General features: G+C 58.6%; 11 protein-coding genes. 2 read left to right on the top strand and 9 right to left on the bottom strand.

Features of this window, described 5'->3' with window-relative positions:
* Positions 1–43 precede the first annotated feature (43 nt).
* Entirely contained in the window at positions 44–1,561 is a 1,518-nt protein-coding gene (locus AC3WQZ_RS34140; protein ID WP_454749614.1) for a TnsB C-terminal domain-containing protein, read from the bottom strand.
* A 113-nt stretch (positions 1,562–1,674) separates the two neighbouring features.
* Entirely contained in the window at positions 1,675–2,181 is a 507-nt protein-coding gene (locus AC3WQZ_RS34135; RefSeq protein ID WP_436226442.1) for a hypothetical protein, read from the bottom strand.
* 1,355 nt (positions 2,182–3,536) lie between these two features.
* On the opposite strand from AC3WQZ_RS34135, the gene AC3WQZ_RS34130 reads away from it, so the two are divergent.
* Positions 3,537–4,568, top strand: a complete 1,032-nt coding sequence (locus tag AC3WQZ_RS34130) for a tyrosine-type recombinase/integrase (RefSeq protein WP_454749613.1) — start codon at positions 3,537–3,539, stop codon at positions 4,566–4,568.
* Positions 4,569–7,337: 2,769 nt separating this feature from the next.
* On the opposite strand, the gene AC3WQZ_RS34125 is transcribed toward AC3WQZ_RS34130, so the two are convergent.
* Together AC3WQZ_RS34125 and AC3WQZ_RS34120 are read right to left on the bottom strand one after the other, a co-directional pair.
* Positions 7,338–8,324, bottom strand: a complete 987-nt coding sequence (locus AC3WQZ_RS34125; RefSeq protein WP_454749612.1) for a ParB/RepB/Spo0J family partition protein — start codon at positions 8,322–8,324, stop codon at positions 7,338–7,340.
* A complete protein-coding gene (locus AC3WQZ_RS34120; protein ID WP_454749611.1) occupies positions 8,325–9,521 on the bottom strand; it encodes a ParA family protein in 1,197 nt (398 codons plus the stop codon).
* A gap of 1,321 nt (positions 9,522–10,842) precedes the next feature.
* Here AC3WQZ_RS34120 and AC3WQZ_RS34115 point away from each other — a divergent pair.
* Positions 10,843–12,210: a replication initiation protein gene (locus AC3WQZ_RS34115; RefSeq protein ID WP_454749610.1), complete on the top strand. Its 1,368-nt coding sequence runs from the start codon at positions 10,843–10,845 to the stop codon at positions 12,208–12,210.
* Positions 12,211–12,617: 407 nt separating this feature from the next.
* Here the strand turns inward: AC3WQZ_RS34115 and AC3WQZ_RS34110 are convergent, their stop codons facing one another.
* From AC3WQZ_RS34110 to AC3WQZ_RS34090, 5 genes are all read right to left on the bottom strand, one after another.
* Positions 12,618–12,890: a calcium-binding protein gene (locus AC3WQZ_RS34110; RefSeq protein WP_454749609.1), complete on the bottom strand. Its 273-nt coding sequence runs from the start codon at positions 12,888–12,890 to the stop codon at positions 12,618–12,620.
* The gene (locus AC3WQZ_RS34105; protein ID WP_454749608.1) at positions 12,833–13,102 is read right to left on the bottom strand and encodes a calcium-binding protein; all 270 of its coding nucleotides are present in this window, start codon (positions 13,100–13,102) and stop codon (positions 12,833–12,835) included. Before AC3WQZ_RS34105 ends, AC3WQZ_RS34110 begins: the two co-directional genes overlap by 58 nt.
* A complete protein-coding gene (locus AC3WQZ_RS34100; RefSeq protein ID WP_454749607.1) occupies positions 13,008–13,433 on the bottom strand; it encodes a hypothetical protein in 426 nt (141 codons plus the stop codon). Before AC3WQZ_RS34100 ends, AC3WQZ_RS34105 begins: the two co-directional genes overlap by 95 nt.
* A 156-nt stretch (positions 13,434–13,589) precedes the next feature.
* Entirely contained in the window at positions 13,590–14,585 is a 996-nt protein-coding gene (locus tag AC3WQZ_RS34095) for a helix-turn-helix transcriptional regulator (RefSeq protein WP_492302043.1), read from the bottom strand.
* 526 nt (positions 14,586–15,111) lie between these two features.
* Positions 15,112–15,250, bottom strand: a 139-nt coding sequence (locus AC3WQZ_RS34090) for a 3'-5' exonuclease (protein WP_492302046.1), incomplete at its 5' end; no start/stop codon positions are given.

The following is a 15,250-nucleotide window of genomic DNA, read 5'->3' as shown; positions in this document are numbered from 1 at the left end:
TCAGATTCTCAGCTGAAACCTCCACCGCCTTCAATCTCCCACCTCAATCCCCCGTACACCACTTCCGAGCATATCTCGTTCGCACGTCCGTCGGGTCATAGTGAATGCGCAGCCGCTGGCCGATCAAGCCGCTGCTTCTGGCAAGCCGCTCACTCGTGTAGCGCACGTGATAGAAGGTAATGTATGGCCGTTCACCGCGACCGAGGTTGCCATGCACGCGGCACAACACCGGATCGTGAAGTAGTACGGGACGCTCACGTAGAGGCTTCGGAATCAGGCGCAAACGGATCGGCTGGCGACCGATGCCGAGCACGTGCCGGCGCATCATCTCCAGGGGAGTGAGACCACCCAGGCCAGCATGGGGCGTACCGTGGTAGTTCCATACCGTCAGATGCAGCAGCTCCTCCAGCTCCTGAGTCGTAACAAGCAACCGGAGAGTATCGGCCGGATCGCGCAGACGTTTCAAAGTTTGCTGTGCCGCATCCCTCCCCTTTACTGCTCCTGGGAGCCGTTGCGAGAGCGTGGCGGCCACCGTGCCAAAGAAGCGCTCGATGAACGGTCGGTCGTCGGGCTGGTACGCCGGACCAAAGTCCGCCGCACAGCCCAACGCCTCGCACACGACATCGAGGCTGGTTGCAGCCAAATGGGCGCGCGCGTTGTCTAGCCGGATCTGTCGCCAGCAGGCGTAGCGGGTCTGTTCCAGGGCCTGCGAGACGAACCCGCCGCTAGGCAGCAAGCGTAAGCCCGGCAGCGTGAGTTCCGGTGTCTTCGCCGGCGTCACCGCGCGTTTGAACGTCTCGATAGCGTCAAAGCGATTACATTCACGCTGCAACGACAAGTTGTAGCCGAGAACACAGCGGGTGGCCACGTCGATGATGGCCAACAACCAGACACGCTCGATTTCATAGCTTTGTTCACCCCCAAGAGGGTCGTTGTCGACCACCTTCAGGCGCACGTCCATTTTGTGGGCGTCAAACTCGACGGTGTCGAACGCATCGGCGGAACCCCGCTCCGGCGGTTGTCGCAGCGCCGACGCGGGCTTGATCCGTCGGCCGGCGGCGCGCGCGGCAAGGTCAAAATCGTCCTGGATCCAGCCTCTGAGCGTGCGGGCCAAGGATCGAACGGCCTTGTCCACCTGGTTCAGCGGATAGTCGCCGGCGCCCAGCCCCAGTTCACGACAGGCCTGCTGGAAGCGTTGCGCCACTGCCTTGACACCGACCAGGCGGCCAGGCTCGCCAGGTTGCAGTACGACCTTTCCCGTTTCGATCTCTCTGCGTAACTGCTCGGCCAGACTGCAATGACGCTGCAGCAGCTGTCCAAAGGACCCAGCGTTGCCCGCCTTGCCGTGGACCAGCACATGGGGCACCTTGCTTCTTTCATACGGCTGCACCCGGACCTGCGGCACCAAGGCTCGGAATCCCCACAGGCGGCCATCGGGGTGCGCACTCACTGCACGGCGGACTAATCGCTGCAAGGTAGAACGGTGGATGCCCCATGTCCTGTAAATGTGCAACAGCGAGCTACCGCTGGCATAAGCCTCGATCGCGTCGCGACGCTGCACAAACGTAGTCCGCGCGTCGTTAGCAAGGAGGCTATCGTCTATTTGCGGCCAATCCGACAGACGAATTGCATTCGGATCGATTCGGCGAGTTGGCCCAGTCATTTGCACACCCCCTATGCCCGCTGAAAGCGAGTGGCTCCGCTCAGTGACGCTACCGCCAGGTCAGGACTAATGACGCGGCCCGATGCCAACAAGGCAAAGAGCGATGCCTCCACGCCGCCCGGGTCTTGATCGGAAAAGTGATCGAGCACCGCGTCCAATGCCCTCGGTTCGCTCAAATAAACCACGATGGCTTGTTCCAGTATGGGGGCGTGGAATCGTCGGTAGCTGACAAGGTACGGGACAATGCGCGCCCAGTTGGCGATCGGCACCGTCCAAGCCTGCAATTCGGTTTGGCGGATGACGCGTACTGGCAGACCATGCAAGGTACTGGTCTCAGCCGTGAGTCCGTCAGGGCCTGGCTCGTTGCCATCTTCAGCGCGACGACGCTCAATCAGCCAGAACTCGCCGGCTGGCGCCCCTCGCAATCGGACCCAGAAATCAATCACTGCGCTACCCGCGTCGCCGACCCGGACCGGGCGCTCGGTGAACGTTTCGATCGCGGGATTGGCTTCAACCATCAGCCAGGTTCGGTAAGCCTCGTAACTACTGAGGCTCAGCCGACGCGCAAGCTTTGGACTGAACACCTCTATGCGTCGCCGCCATCCATGGCCGGCAAACGCAATCGGGTGACAGTAACGTCGTGAGAGATCGGGGCCGAGAGGATCAGACACTGTAGTAAAGGTGCGACTACGCAGGAGACCTGCGATAGTTTCAACATTACTTCCCGCTGCCGGGTAGTACCAAGATTACTACTTGGAAAATAGTAGTAATCTTGGTACGGCTGCCCACACAAGTAACACTAACCTGTTGAATTTACGGGATCTTTTTTTCGGCCAGAGGTGTCATCTTTACTACACTTCACGCCTCTCGGGTGTGATGTCTGGCGGCTGGCATCAGTGTTTTCCATAGGTTCGTCACCCGATCGCTGCACAACAAGCCCGCACTCAACCGCGATTCACCGACTGCCGACCATAGACAGGTCAGCGCCGTGGATGGGCTCCCCTCTGAGTGAGTGGGGTCTGGGAAACTATGCGCGAGCAGCTTAGCCACGCCCTATAAATTATCGGCATTGCATTTTGCTATGCATTTTGAGCCGGTAATGCCGAAGGACCCACAAAATTTGTTAAGAATCAGTATCTTATCGTGACCAGGGCACCTTCCGCGCTGGCGCGACGTGGCGTGGGGCAACGGCCCGCCTTCAGTTGGCTACCGGCCGCGGCCAACCCATTGCCTCAAGCCGGGCGGCGGCCCGCGGAGAATCCGGTTGCTCGAACAGCTGCCAACTCCTGCCAGGGTCTCGATGCCACTAGTGACGAATGCCTCTTGGGTCATTCAGTGCCGCGGCGTTAGCCGCGGCCGGAGTCAGCCCAGGGAATATGTTCTACCCCCCGATGGTGCGCTGCGACCTTCGATACCTAGCTTCGACTGCGCCGCATCAATGATTTACCATTATCCGAATTTTGGAAAGTGGGTGCACACTTTTTATAGGTTACGCCGGATTGCCCGCCTCACCCGCCTAGCGAGGCACCAACCGGTCGCCCCCGCAGCTCTTCACTGTCAGGAGGGGTGCTGCTGCGACGCTCGGAGAACTGGTGGTCGTCGATGACACGCCGCGTGCCGAATCGGTGGAGTTGGGCCCGGAGTTGGCCCACGGCCTGGTGCCGCTCGAGCGGGTGAGCCGCGTGGTGCCGGAATTCGACGGCAGCCAGGGACGCCACCGCGCCACCGGCTGCTGGCGCGCACCGACCTGGAAGCGATCCAGGCTTACCTGTTCCGGTTCCGCGATCGGGAGAAGACGGCGCGCGCCTATCAGAAGGAGCTGGAGCGTTTCCTGCTCTGGTGCATCGGCGCCCGCCGCACCGCGCTATCCAGCGTGGGCGCCGACGATTGCGCGCGCTATCAGGAATTCCTGGCACAACCGGACGCCGCCTGGATGGGCCCGAAGGCGCCGCGTAGCTCGGCGCGCTGGCGCCCGTTTGCCGGCGCGCTGAAGCCCGAATCCCAGCGTTATGCCGTGTTGGTCCTGCGCGGATTTTTTGCGTGGCTGGTCGGCGTGCGCTATCTCGCCGGGAACCCGTGGTTGACCGTCAAGGACCCGGTCTTGGTACGCCTGGAACTCCCGCTCGCGATCGAGAAGGCGCTGCCCGGACCGCTGTGGGATGTGCTCATCCGGCGTGACGGCGTCCTCGACCGGCTATGCACGCGGTTCGACGCCGTGCCGAGTGGGAGCCCCCTGGGCGCGAAGGACGCTGAAACGCCAGCGGCCCAGTATCGGCTGGCCCGGGCGGCCTTGCTGCTGCTGGGATGCAGTGGCGCACGCCGCGAGGAGGCGGCGCGTGCCTTGCGCAGCCACCTGCAGCCGGTGCCGGAGCAGGCCGGCATTCCCGAGGGCCTGTGGGAGTTGGCACTACTTGGCAAGCGCGGTAAATGGCGCACCGTGTTCCTGCCATCCCGGGTCATCGAGGCGTTGCGGGCGCATCGGGTCGATCGGGGCCATGGTTTCGACGACGCGCGCCAGGAACTGGCGTTGCTGTCACCGGTGGTGCTTCCTGCAACGCCCACGGCGCAGGCCAAGCACGTAACCTCGTGCGAGGGCGTCCCGGCTTTGACTGGCGTGGGCTTCTCCCCGGACGGTCTCTATCGGGTGCTGTCGATCACGTTGCGCCGTATCGCTAAGGACAGTCACGTCCCGCTCGAGGCTGGCGACCGCGAATTGCTGCGCAAAGCCACACCTCATGCCCTCCGCCACACTTTTGCCACGCATGCGGTGGCCAATGACATCCCCCTTGATGTCCTGCAACAGCTGCTGGGTCATGCCTCCCTGCAAACGACCTCACTGTATGTTCGGGCGGAACGCACACGCGGCATCGCCGCCACGAGCAAGCTCTCCGGGACACCAACCTAGATCTCTTCTTGACGCCCCGCCCTCGGCCACGAAACCAGTAGCGGTTCTAACGGCCGCACACGGAATGCCAGGCTCCGCCCGACGGCCGTAGCGGTCAAGGCCTATGTGCTGCGACCTGCCACCCACGCCTGCCGCGACGCGCTGGTGCCCTCCCCCTTGGTCGCTGGTATGCCGTATCCCATGCCGCTCAAGCATATGCGAGCACCAGCGCCGCACACCGCGGCAGGGCCAGCGCTTGCAGCCGATCCGGCGTTTGCAGGCCTCTGGGTGCAGACCGGGGCCGCATACCCGAAACAGCTATTCGTGCGAGGCCGAGGGGCGGCTGCTGAGGAGTAAAGAGCGCACAAAGGAACTGGAGGCGATGGAGGCCAACGATCTTAGCGTCCTCAGCCGGCGACGTTCTGGTGTGGCCAAGCTGCGCGCGACAAAATGTGCTGGCGGCCATTCGAGGGCCCCGTGGGGGGCCAGTTCTCCCTAGTGATCGCCTCGCTCATCCCAGGGCCAAGCCGCCGCCGCTGCGCGCACGGCGCAGCGCCAGCCTGCAGTCTTGTGGCGACGCGACCATACCGCAACGCCGGGGTTCGCGGCAGAGGTGGTGGCTGGTGGTGGGCCCTCTTGGCGCTCCCGCCGGGCAGTCCTTGCAAGCGCATTGGGCCGATCGTGGCTGGCCAAGATCCCCCCTTGCGCAGACGGCGCTCTTCCCCGACCTTCGAGAGAGTGGAGTGCTACGCGGAAGCTCGGAATCAAGGACAGGGCCTAGGCGATGGTGCGTTGGCAACACACCGCGCGACAGCACCCCAAGGCAAAGTCACTAAATTTGTACGAGCATAAGTGCTGCCTGTTTCGCCTCGGTTCTCCATGGTAATTCCTGCCGAAAGTCCCCAAAATGAGTCGGCTGGTGGCTAAAAATCGTGGTCTAGCCTGTGCTCACTGCACATCTTCCCTGAGACAAGGTCACAAAGATTGTACGGTCAACACGAGTTACCCTCTGATAAGGTCATCAACCGTCCTGGATCAACGCTGTTGAGCACGCAAGGTCACCATCAATTGTCCGATTGAGAGCATCCAAGCAAAGCATAGCGACACATAGGGCCTACCTTGCATTCAAGGTTCGTACAAACTTAGTGACCTTGCGCTCCTCAGCGCGATCGCATTGTGGCTGCCCATTGCGCGAAGCGCACGGTGGCACTCCGTTTGAGGGCCGTGTACAGGAAGTATGCGTCCCGTCGATTCGCTCTTTCTTCGTAGCTCCATCCGCAGACCTTTCCCTCGAGGGAGTTCTTGGGGAAAATTTGTGAACCGCTGGTCGAAGGGGAAAGAGCTCGAGATGCAATCGGAAAGACTCTCTCCACCCTGGCTTGCTTTAGTCACTGAAGGCGCTTTGCTTGCACGCTCACATGCGCTTGCCGTGTTGTACAAATTGGATCGGCGGCTGCTACGCCTTAGGCCAATTGCCGGCCGACCCCCGCGCGAAATTTTTTCTCCTCAGGTTCACTGCATCCGGAGGAAGACGGAGCAAGTGCAACGCGCGAAAAGCGAAAGCCCGTCAAGGAAAGACCGACACCCCTCGGGCTCAAGGAGCTATTCGTACTCAGCAAGCAAAACAAATGATTTTCATCTCCAGATCCAAGGGTAGTAACGCAATCCAGCCGCATTGAGCCGCGGGCACGACTTCCGTTCCCCTATGATGCGCTGACGTTCTGCCGCTCGTGGTACAACCCCCGTGGCCCAGAGTAAGGACTCCATTTGCGTGCCTCGGCTGCCTCAGAAACCTGGTCGTGTTCCGACTCGGAACACGGGTGGACCTAGTGCTAGTCCCAGACGATTAGCTCATGTACCGGCCGGAACGCATTGGCCCGTCGTGGCGTCTCAACGTGTCCCCATACCCTTAGCCCAGCTTGGAATACCAAGGAGACAAGACACATTCCGAAGATTCGTGTTCCGACTCGGAACACGACGTTTCACGGCTCGTCAATGGTGACGGGTAAGTCTGGAGACCAGCTCCCAACCCGCCATCTTAAAAAAAGCTTGCCTCCAAGCCCGGTACGTAGCTCCTCTGTCGAAGAACAATGTTCCAATCAGTTACTGCCAAGAATTCTCAACGGCGTTCCACGTGTTCCGTCTCGGAACACAGGAATCCCTCTTAGGAAGGGGTTCGAATATCTGGAGACCACGCCTCAACGTGGCGGCCAGCCTTCAATTTTTAGGTCTGAGTACGGATAGTAGCCATGGCATTCTCAGACCTTTGGTCATGTTCCGACTCGGAACATGGGCGGACGAGTGCCACTCATCGGCGATTATGTTTGTGCCGGCCCGGACCCAGATGTGGCGCCTCAAGGTGGGTCCCAGCAACAGGCCACATTCCGAAGATTCGTGTTCCGACTCGGAACACGAGGCATGAAGGCTCGCCAACTAGCGACGGGTTCGACTGACGAGCTTGTACCCGACGTGGTTACAAGAACCGAACTACCTGAGCGCAACTTCCGGTTCAAAATCGTGCTCGGGGACGCGTAATGCGGACATCCAGCATCGAGGCGACTTTTAGAGAGGTTGACCGATACCTTTGTGTTCCGAGTCGGAACAGATTCTCGTTGGTGCCCACATCCGTAGCCGCTGAAAGACCTAGTACAACAAGAAGAATCCCAACGCTGCCGGGGAGATCAAATCAATTACTGCCAAAGATTTCTCACCACCGCCCAACGTGTTCCGACTCGGAACACAAAAAAACCCCTGCAAGGAGGGGTTCGAAGAGCGTGGAAATGACGCCAATCAACGTGGCGGCCTGCCGTCAAAAAGTTCGTTGATAACCGTCCGGATCCGCTCCTCTTGTGCTGCGGTCAGGACCGCACTCTTGAGCTTCACAGTAAAGCTCACGGAGTCTTTCGTGATGCTGCCAGCCTGGGTCTTACCGGCATAGACTTTATGGATGTCGCGCTGCGAAGTCACAGGCGCCGCTTCACGGCGGAGCAGCGAACCCTCCAGCAGTTTGGCGAACTTGGATTGCTCAAGGCTACCGTCCACAAGTTGCTTCCAGACTTCGCGAGCCACACCCACAGCTGGCTCACCATGCTTCTTGAGCACCGCGTAGGTGTCACTTGCCGCAGTGCCACTAAAAAGCGAAGGGTTCCTTTCCAGATCTTTCCGCATGAAGTCGGGTAGATTGTCGAACGCAAAATACCGATAAAGTGTGCTTCGGCTCATCCCCATGGATTCGGCCATCCGCGTCCGGTCGGGAAACTCCTTCTCTACACGGCGCATCGCCTTGCCGATTTCATAGTCGGTGAGGTCTTCACGGCTGACGTTCTCGGCCAAGGCGAGCACGGCCATATCTGCATCAGACGCATCCGAGACGAGAGCCTTGATTTCAGGTAGACCCAGCACCTGGTGAGCACGCCAACGGCGTTCCCCCGCAATCAGCTCGAAATACGAGTCTCCGTTTTCCGGCGCAACGCGGCGAACCAGAATGGGCTGCATTAGACCCAGTTCCTTAATGCTCTCCGCAAGCTCCGTGAGACTGCTTTCGTCAAATTTGATCCGCGGCTGCCAGGGATTCGGCCGAATCTTCTCGACAGGGACTGTGCTCGCAGCACCTTGTGACTCCAATTCCTGAATCCGAAGCTGTGCCGCACTCAAAGCCGCCATCATCCCTGGTGCAGTCTTCGGACGCTCTACAACTTGGGGGCTGTCTTCTACTTTGATTTCGTTGGCGGGAGTTAAATTTGCGGTTTGCTCCAGCATGCGTTTGCGCATATTCATTTACGCGTCCTCCCACTTTCCGGCGTAGAACTCATCGACCCAACGGCAATATTCGTCGAACGGAATGCGCACACGTTGGAATGTCTTGTTGCTGCCCTCGAACTTACTGATGTCAAAAACCGTAGCAAGTGCGAGTGCCCCGTTACTCATCACCGAACTCGCCGGCACTTCAATCGGACTCATCCAATCGCCATAGGCACGTTGTACCCAGGAGCGAACAATCGGGGCCGAAGACGCTACCCCGTAGTCAACCTTCGAAAGCAGGATGCTCACGAAGTCATAGGTCTTGTTGCCTTCGATGTTCTTGAAACTGTCTGCCATGTCCGAGAACAGGCTCCAGAACGATACCGAGCTAATGAAGTCGAGACTTTCCGGCACCAAAGGCATCACCATGGCGTCCGCAGCCATCAGACCGTTGATGGTCAGATAGGACAGCGAAGGCGCCGAGTCCAGCACGATATAGTCGTATTTTTTTCGGAGCGGCTCCAAGCCCTTACGTAACAGGGTCCAGAATCGATAATTCGCCGATTTGCTCGCCATTGCCGGGATATGAAACTCGGCCGAGAACAAAGAAGGATGCGCCGGGATGACATCGACCCCATCCCAATACGTCTCTTGAATGACGCTCTCGAGCGTAAAATCTTCGGGGCTGTAGATATACGGCAGAACTGTGCTTTCCTCGACAATCATCTTCTCGGCATACAGACCGCACAACTCGGTCAGTGACGCCTGGGGGTCCAGGTCAACCAACAGCACCTTACGGCCGCGCAAACTCAGCCCCTGCGCCAGGCACATACTCGAAGTCGTTTTGCAGCTTCCACCCTTGAAGTTGGCAGAGATGAGAACCCGGCCCTCCGCTTCGCCCCTTTTTAGTAGAGGGGACGGCTTCACCTGCGACGCTTGCTGAACCCATTTACGAGTTTCGGAAAGCGTGAACTGACGTACGCGCCCATGAAGCTCGCCCGCCGGAAGCGTGCTTCCCTCTTTCGTCACCAGGTAATGAAGCCGTGCGCGGTCGATCCCACACATCTCGGCGACTTGGGTGGAAGTGAACGTGGGCGGACTTTTCCGAGGGCGAGGTGCCAGGATATGTTCGCGAAGTTCCTCAGTTAGCCTTTGAAGCTTCTTCGAAAAGTCACTCATTGAACCAATCGTGACAGTCCGGTCAATCTCGGTTAATTCGCTCTTCAACGCCATATTCAACGTTCCATGTGAAATTCTGGATGGATCGTAGAATACGCGACCAACGGAGAAATATCACGTATTGCCAAGCACTTTTGGCGAAAAAGTGACGCCGGTGTGAGGTGGGGCGTCCGCGGAAGGACTTGGAGCGTTCCAGAACTACTCTGAGCGGCACGAACAAAATCGAATATGGGCAAGGTCACCGCGAATTGTACGAATTCAAAATTTTGTGGTTCTGCAGTTTGTGCCCGCGATTTTTGTCTGCAAATCTAATCCGGGCAAAGTCACAAATATTGTACGGGGCGGCGTGCGGGAAACATCACCCACTTCATAAAGCCGCTGGCGTAGGCGCGCGAGAGACCCCTAAGGACCGAAACTGGCGCACAAAGCCGCCGCAGCCTATTGACAAATCGCCGGTGGCCGGAATCGAATGCTCATTTAAAGACCCAGTGTCCGGGAGACTCGTACAATTCTGGTGACCTAAGCCCAACAGATGCGCCCCGAATTCGAACAAATCTTATGACCTTGCCTCCCACGCGCCGCCGGATCGAACAATTCCGGTGACCTTTCCAAGCAAGGCTCGATCATGCCTGCGAACAATTCCGGTGACTTTGCACGCTACTACCGAGTGTGAACGCTCACAATCCGGTCGTGTTAAGCCCTGGTCATGCTTTGGCCATGGGAAAGAGGGGCCCTACCCTAACAATTTCAGTGACCTTGGCCCTTCAACCGCTCAAGGTACGAGCCCAGCGAGCACAAGTACAAATCCGGTGACCATGCTTGGGGTCGGCCAACCGCAATCCCTTATGCGGCCTTGCTTGGACCAGGAATCCAACAATCTTTGTGACCTTGAGGACAATTCCGGTGACTTTGTCAGATACGAGCGTTCGCTGACCCGACAACTAGGCCAATCCCGGTGTCTTTACGACCCCAAATGGCGACCTTACTCACCAAAAGAGGTTACCTTTGGCATCAAAAATGTGACTTTCCCCTCCTAAGTCCTTGATTTCATGGAGAGGTCAGCCGCTTCTTGTAAGTAGTGTTCTGTTAATAAAAAAACAAACCACCCTCCCAGCCCAGAAGACTCGTCTTGGACCGGTGCAGTTTGGCAATCGCCTTCCTCGTGTCCAGCTCGTAATTTTGCCCCCCAAGGAAGGTCACCTGAATTGTCCCGAACCGTGGCAAAGCAATCTCGGTTCGCTGGCCAAAGCCTGCCAGTACTCGCCCAGGACAGCAGTCATACCACGGCAGCCTGACGCACAGGGCAAAGTCACAAGGATTGTTTTGACTTTTCGACCTTTTCCCTGCAACCTCCTGCCCGAAGGAGGGAAGTGGTATGGAAAGCGTATCGCAACAGCTGGCGTTGGCATTGTTCGAGGACTTCGCCCCTCGCGGCCAAAGCATCACGGAAGCACCAAAGGATTTGGGCTTCCGACGCAGCAATGCTTTCGTCAAGATCATCGATCTCAGTCTGGCAGGCCGACGCCTCATCGATGTTGCATACTTCCTTGTCGCTGAAGACCAAGAAATCCGACGAGAATACCGCGTCGATGTCGGGCTGTTCAAATGGCTGCTAGCCACGACGAGCAACAACCGGCGCCACCTCAGCAAGCTCGTTCGCGAAGCACAAAAAGCAGCTATCGAGCTTAACGAAATCGACGTTGAAGACCCTTCTAAAGATCGCTGGGGCGCGGTGCCCTTAATGGGTTCAGCGTTCATTGAAAAAGGGGAGTTCATCTTCGAGTTGCCTGAACGGCTGCAGCGCGCTATCAAGAACCCGAAGTCTTCCCACTTTCTGAGCTTGCGCTACGTATTCAAGTCGGTTCACTCAAAGGTGCTCTACGACCGAATGCAGCAGTTCATGGTTGAGGGCATCACGCCTTGGTTCGAAGTACAAGCCCTGCGAGCGTGGCTGGAGTGCGAAAAGAAGACCTACGATCTCTTCAAGCACTTTCGAAGCAAAGTGCTCGAGGTCGCCATCACCGAGATTCGCGAAGTTACAGGCGTCCACATAGAGATGCTCACACTTAACGTGCCCGGCTCAAAGAAAATCGGCCAAGTCCGATTCCGATTGAAAGCTACCGAGCAGCCCAACGAGCAAAAGACCGCTTTCATCGTGCTCCGCAATGTCTATGAGACGCTGCGCAAAGAATTCGCCCTCAACCAGGCTGAGTTCAACGAGATTATCACCAACCGCGATGTGTACAACGATGAGCGTATCCAGCAGGCCATGGAGTACACCCGGCACAACGTGAAAGTTGGCAAGGTTAAGGTGCGCGCTGGTGGTTACTTCATGAAAGCCCTTCGCGAAGGCTATTTGCTAGGCGAACTCGACAAGCAGATTCATCATCAATCGGTCAGTGCAGACGCAGCTCGCAAGACCACTGACCAAGAGCTGGCTGAACGCGAAGCTCGGGTGAAAGCCGCTGGTGCCGAGCGTGACCAACGCGAGGCCGAACTGGGTTGGGAGGCTTACCGCCAGCTGTCCACTGAGCAGCAGTCGGACGTCGCTGCGGAATTTTGTCAATCGCAGGCGGCCAAGCTTCTGGCGCGAGTCCTCAAGCTCGAACCCTCAAAATTGCACGAGCATCTCGATGATCCCAATGTCAGCAGCACCTTTGGAGCATTCGTGGCAAATCGGGTTCATAAGGCCGCGAAGGCCGCAAAACGAGTTGGCACAGCGGCTTCAGCAAATCTAATCTGAGTGCACTGACGACAGTTCTTTCAAGATGGCCGGTCGAATTAACAAGCAGTCACGGCGTGGTACCTGACCGACGCCACTGATGTTTCGTCCGAGAAATTTGCTAGCTGTTGGGGGAGTGTGCCGAGACCGCACCCTTGCGTGGACCAAACTCCGCAGCTTTTCAATTGCCGTATCAGCATTCCCCGTAGACCGCGCTTGAGGTTGATCCTGCAGTGCGAGGGAAGGAGACAGGCCAGTCGCCGCGCTGTCCATTTCCATGAGCCAGGCGTGCGCCCGGGCATGCCCCACGGATCTACGAATTCGAATCCGTCAGCAGAACCCATGTTGACGTTGGGCTATGGCTCCGGCAGGGCATCGGAGCGGTGGACGAGCGTCGGGTGTTATGCGTCACGGCTTACGGACGGGCGTCAGAATTGGTAGCCACGGTCCCGCCAGTACTCCCAATCGGCAATGGCCTGCGTCATCTCATCGCTCGCCAGCGGCACGAGTTGGGCTAGCGGTACCGCAAGCTTGCGTTTGTTCCACGGTACCCACACGAGGAGATCGCACTCGCACAGGTCGTCCGGCGCCATTGCGATCACCTGGACCCGATCGCCGGGACTGACCGGCGAAGTTGGCAATTTCAAGCGAACTTCAGCTTCGAATGAACGGTGAGTCGCTCCTCCAGATAGTAATACCACGCCATAAACCGCTCCTCTGGGCTGTAAGCGTCGACGACCACCTCCATCTCGATGGTGTTCGCCGTCTGGCTCGATCTTACGTTTAGGCACGTTTTTCGTATTGATGTCGATGGAAGCTCAGAGGTCGACCACTTTACGCAAGAGCGCGAAGGAGACCCGCCAGTGGCCCTCGTCGGGATTGCACTGTACGGACGCGGTCTTCTGGTTGACACGCACGACGGTGCCGATGCGCTCGTGCAGGTGCTGGTCGGTAAAGGCCACCGTGTCGCCAACCATGAAGTCGGCACGTTGTGCACGGGACGGCGGCGGTGGGTCGTGCGGTGCCGATGGGGTCGCAGCGGTGGCATCGGCGATGACCGCGGCATAGGGCAAGGCCCAACGCCGGCGCGTAGCGGTATCCTCGACTACGGCCTGGGTCTGTCGGAGTTCGAGGATGCGGCCCTGCCGCACCCGCTGGGTCAGATCGTCGGCGACGTAGCTGATGGTCATGCCGATATGCAGGTGCCGGCGGCTCTCCAGGATCCGCTTCGGATCGTCGAGCATCCGCCCGATGGTCAGATTCCCAGGTACTAGATCGGGGCTCTGACTGACGATGGTGCAATGGATTGGTTCGAAAAATTAGCGGACGCCGCCGCTAGTACCTCAGTCTGGCGCTTGTGGACGAAGGAAGTGCCCACTATTCCACGTTGGGGCGCGCAACTAGACGCCCCGAGCCCAGCCACCGACCATGTTGGGTGGAGGTTTGCCACCGAGGATGCTGCGAAGTTGCTCAATAGCTGCCTGTGCCATGGCCGACGATGACCGTGTCGTCGCTGACGACGGCTGGGCCAGGGCACGCGAGATCCCGGTCGCTGCTCTGTCCATCTCGATGAGCCAGGCGCGCGCTTGGCCGTGCCCTAATGAACTTCGGCGACCGTTGGCCTCGGTGATTACAATCGATGCCGAGTCGACCTCATAGATCCGTCCGTCGGACGCAGACACCCGTCGCCCACGGTATCGCTCAAGGAGTTGGGCAACCTCAAGCCGGTCCTGCGCCGCCTGGGCAGCGGTTGCGCGCCTCTCGTCTTCTTGAGCCTTCCGAGTTTGGACGACATAGCTATAGTCTATGGGCTTTCCGAGGAGCGACTTGAGGTAGGCGAACAGTTCTCGTCCTCGGAGCGGCCCAAGAACATCACCCGCTGCCGAGACAACGTCCGACAGTCGCTGGCCGGCCACCCTCGCGAGCCGCATCAGAAGGAAGAGGGCGGACGTCGTCAGCTCTTGGTCGCGCACGAGAGGCGCCAGATCAATGGGCACGGCCCGATCATCAATTTGCACAAAGGCTCTCGGCCCGGAATGTTTCTTCGTAGAAGACTGCTTGGGGTTGTTTACGCCACTCACTGGTGCGAGACATGCGGAGCATGACCGCGACTCATCGGAGCCCGTTCGAGGTTCTGGGTACCCAAGCTCCCGGCCAGCGAGCCCAATGTACTGTAGCAACTTTGCGGTGAACCCGATCCGCCCGACGACATCGAGCTGCGCCCTCGTGCGTTGCTGCCTTTCACGCTCAATAAGCCCGGCATCTTCAAGTGCGCCAAGCGCCCGATAGACAGTGGCCTCGCTAATCGCAAGGTGCTGCGCAATCGTTGCCTTCTTTATGAAGGCGAGCGAGGTGGGATCCTTCTGGTTCAGGGCGAACCGGATGAGCGTTGCCAAGACTTGGCGATTGGTGATGTGTAAAGCCCGGAGCCCATCGGACTCGTAGACCAACGCGATCGCTCTGAGAATCCGCTCCGGCAGCCTGCCGGCATCGCACCTGGCTGCCTTGGGTTGCGAACCGTAGCTTTCGACAGCGGCCGGAGAGTGCGGCGCACCGCCACACGTTGATGTTCTTCGGGCAATAGGAAGCCCGTCGAAGCGATATCTCATTTTCTTCGATCAATGCGCAAACTTGTGGGGAGCATTGACAACGAAGGGTGGGCTTCATAAACTCGGACTGTCTTGTTGTTGGACCAGTCAAGAGGGTTTCGAAGCCTGCTGCGCCTGTTGTCAATGCCGATTAAAAGCCTGGAGCTGCAACTCCAGGCTTTTTTCGCTTTATGAGGATGCCTACGGGCTCAACAACCCCTCCTTCAAATCCGAGTGCCAACGCTACGCACAAAAATTAAGTGTTGGACGGCTGTGGCACGCGGCAGGGAGCTCGCAACCATCAGACGCCACGAACGATCGGCTGATTAACAAATCAAGTTAGCCCGGCTTCAACAACGAACCGGGACGTGGGGTTCTTCTTTGCCGTAGAAATCAGCAGCCAGTCGCGGGCGCGCGTGAGGGCAACGTAGAAAAGTCGCCGCTCCTCACTCTCCGGACTGGCTTCGTCCGGA

It is taken from the genome of Cupriavidus sp. FW305-26 (genome assembly GCF_058787975.1).
Note: the sequence above shows the minus strand (reverse complement) of the source record. Positions and strands in the feature narration are given on the sequence as shown.

Bases quoted from the DNA above. Each gene is read 5' to 3' on its own strand.
- AC3WQZ_RS34135 (WP_436226442.1), bottom strand. From the start codon at position 2,181: ATGGTTGAAGCCAATCCCGCGATCGAAACGTTCACCGAGCGCCCGGTC.
- AC3WQZ_RS34125 (WP_454749612.1), bottom strand. From the start codon at position 8,324: ATGAATATGCGCAAACGCATGCTGGAGCAAACCGCAAATTTAACTCCC.
- AC3WQZ_RS34120 (WP_454749611.1), bottom strand. From the start codon at position 9,521: ATGGCGTTGAAGAGCGAATTAACCGAGATTGACCGGACTGTCACGATT.
- AC3WQZ_RS34115 (WP_454749610.1), top strand. From the start codon at position 10,843: ATGGAAAGCGTATCGCAACAGCTGGCGTTGGCATTGTTCGAGGACTTC.
- AC3WQZ_RS34100 (WP_454749607.1), bottom strand. From the start codon at position 13,433: ATGCTCGACGATCCGAAGCGGATCCTGGAGAGCCGCCGGCACCTGCAT.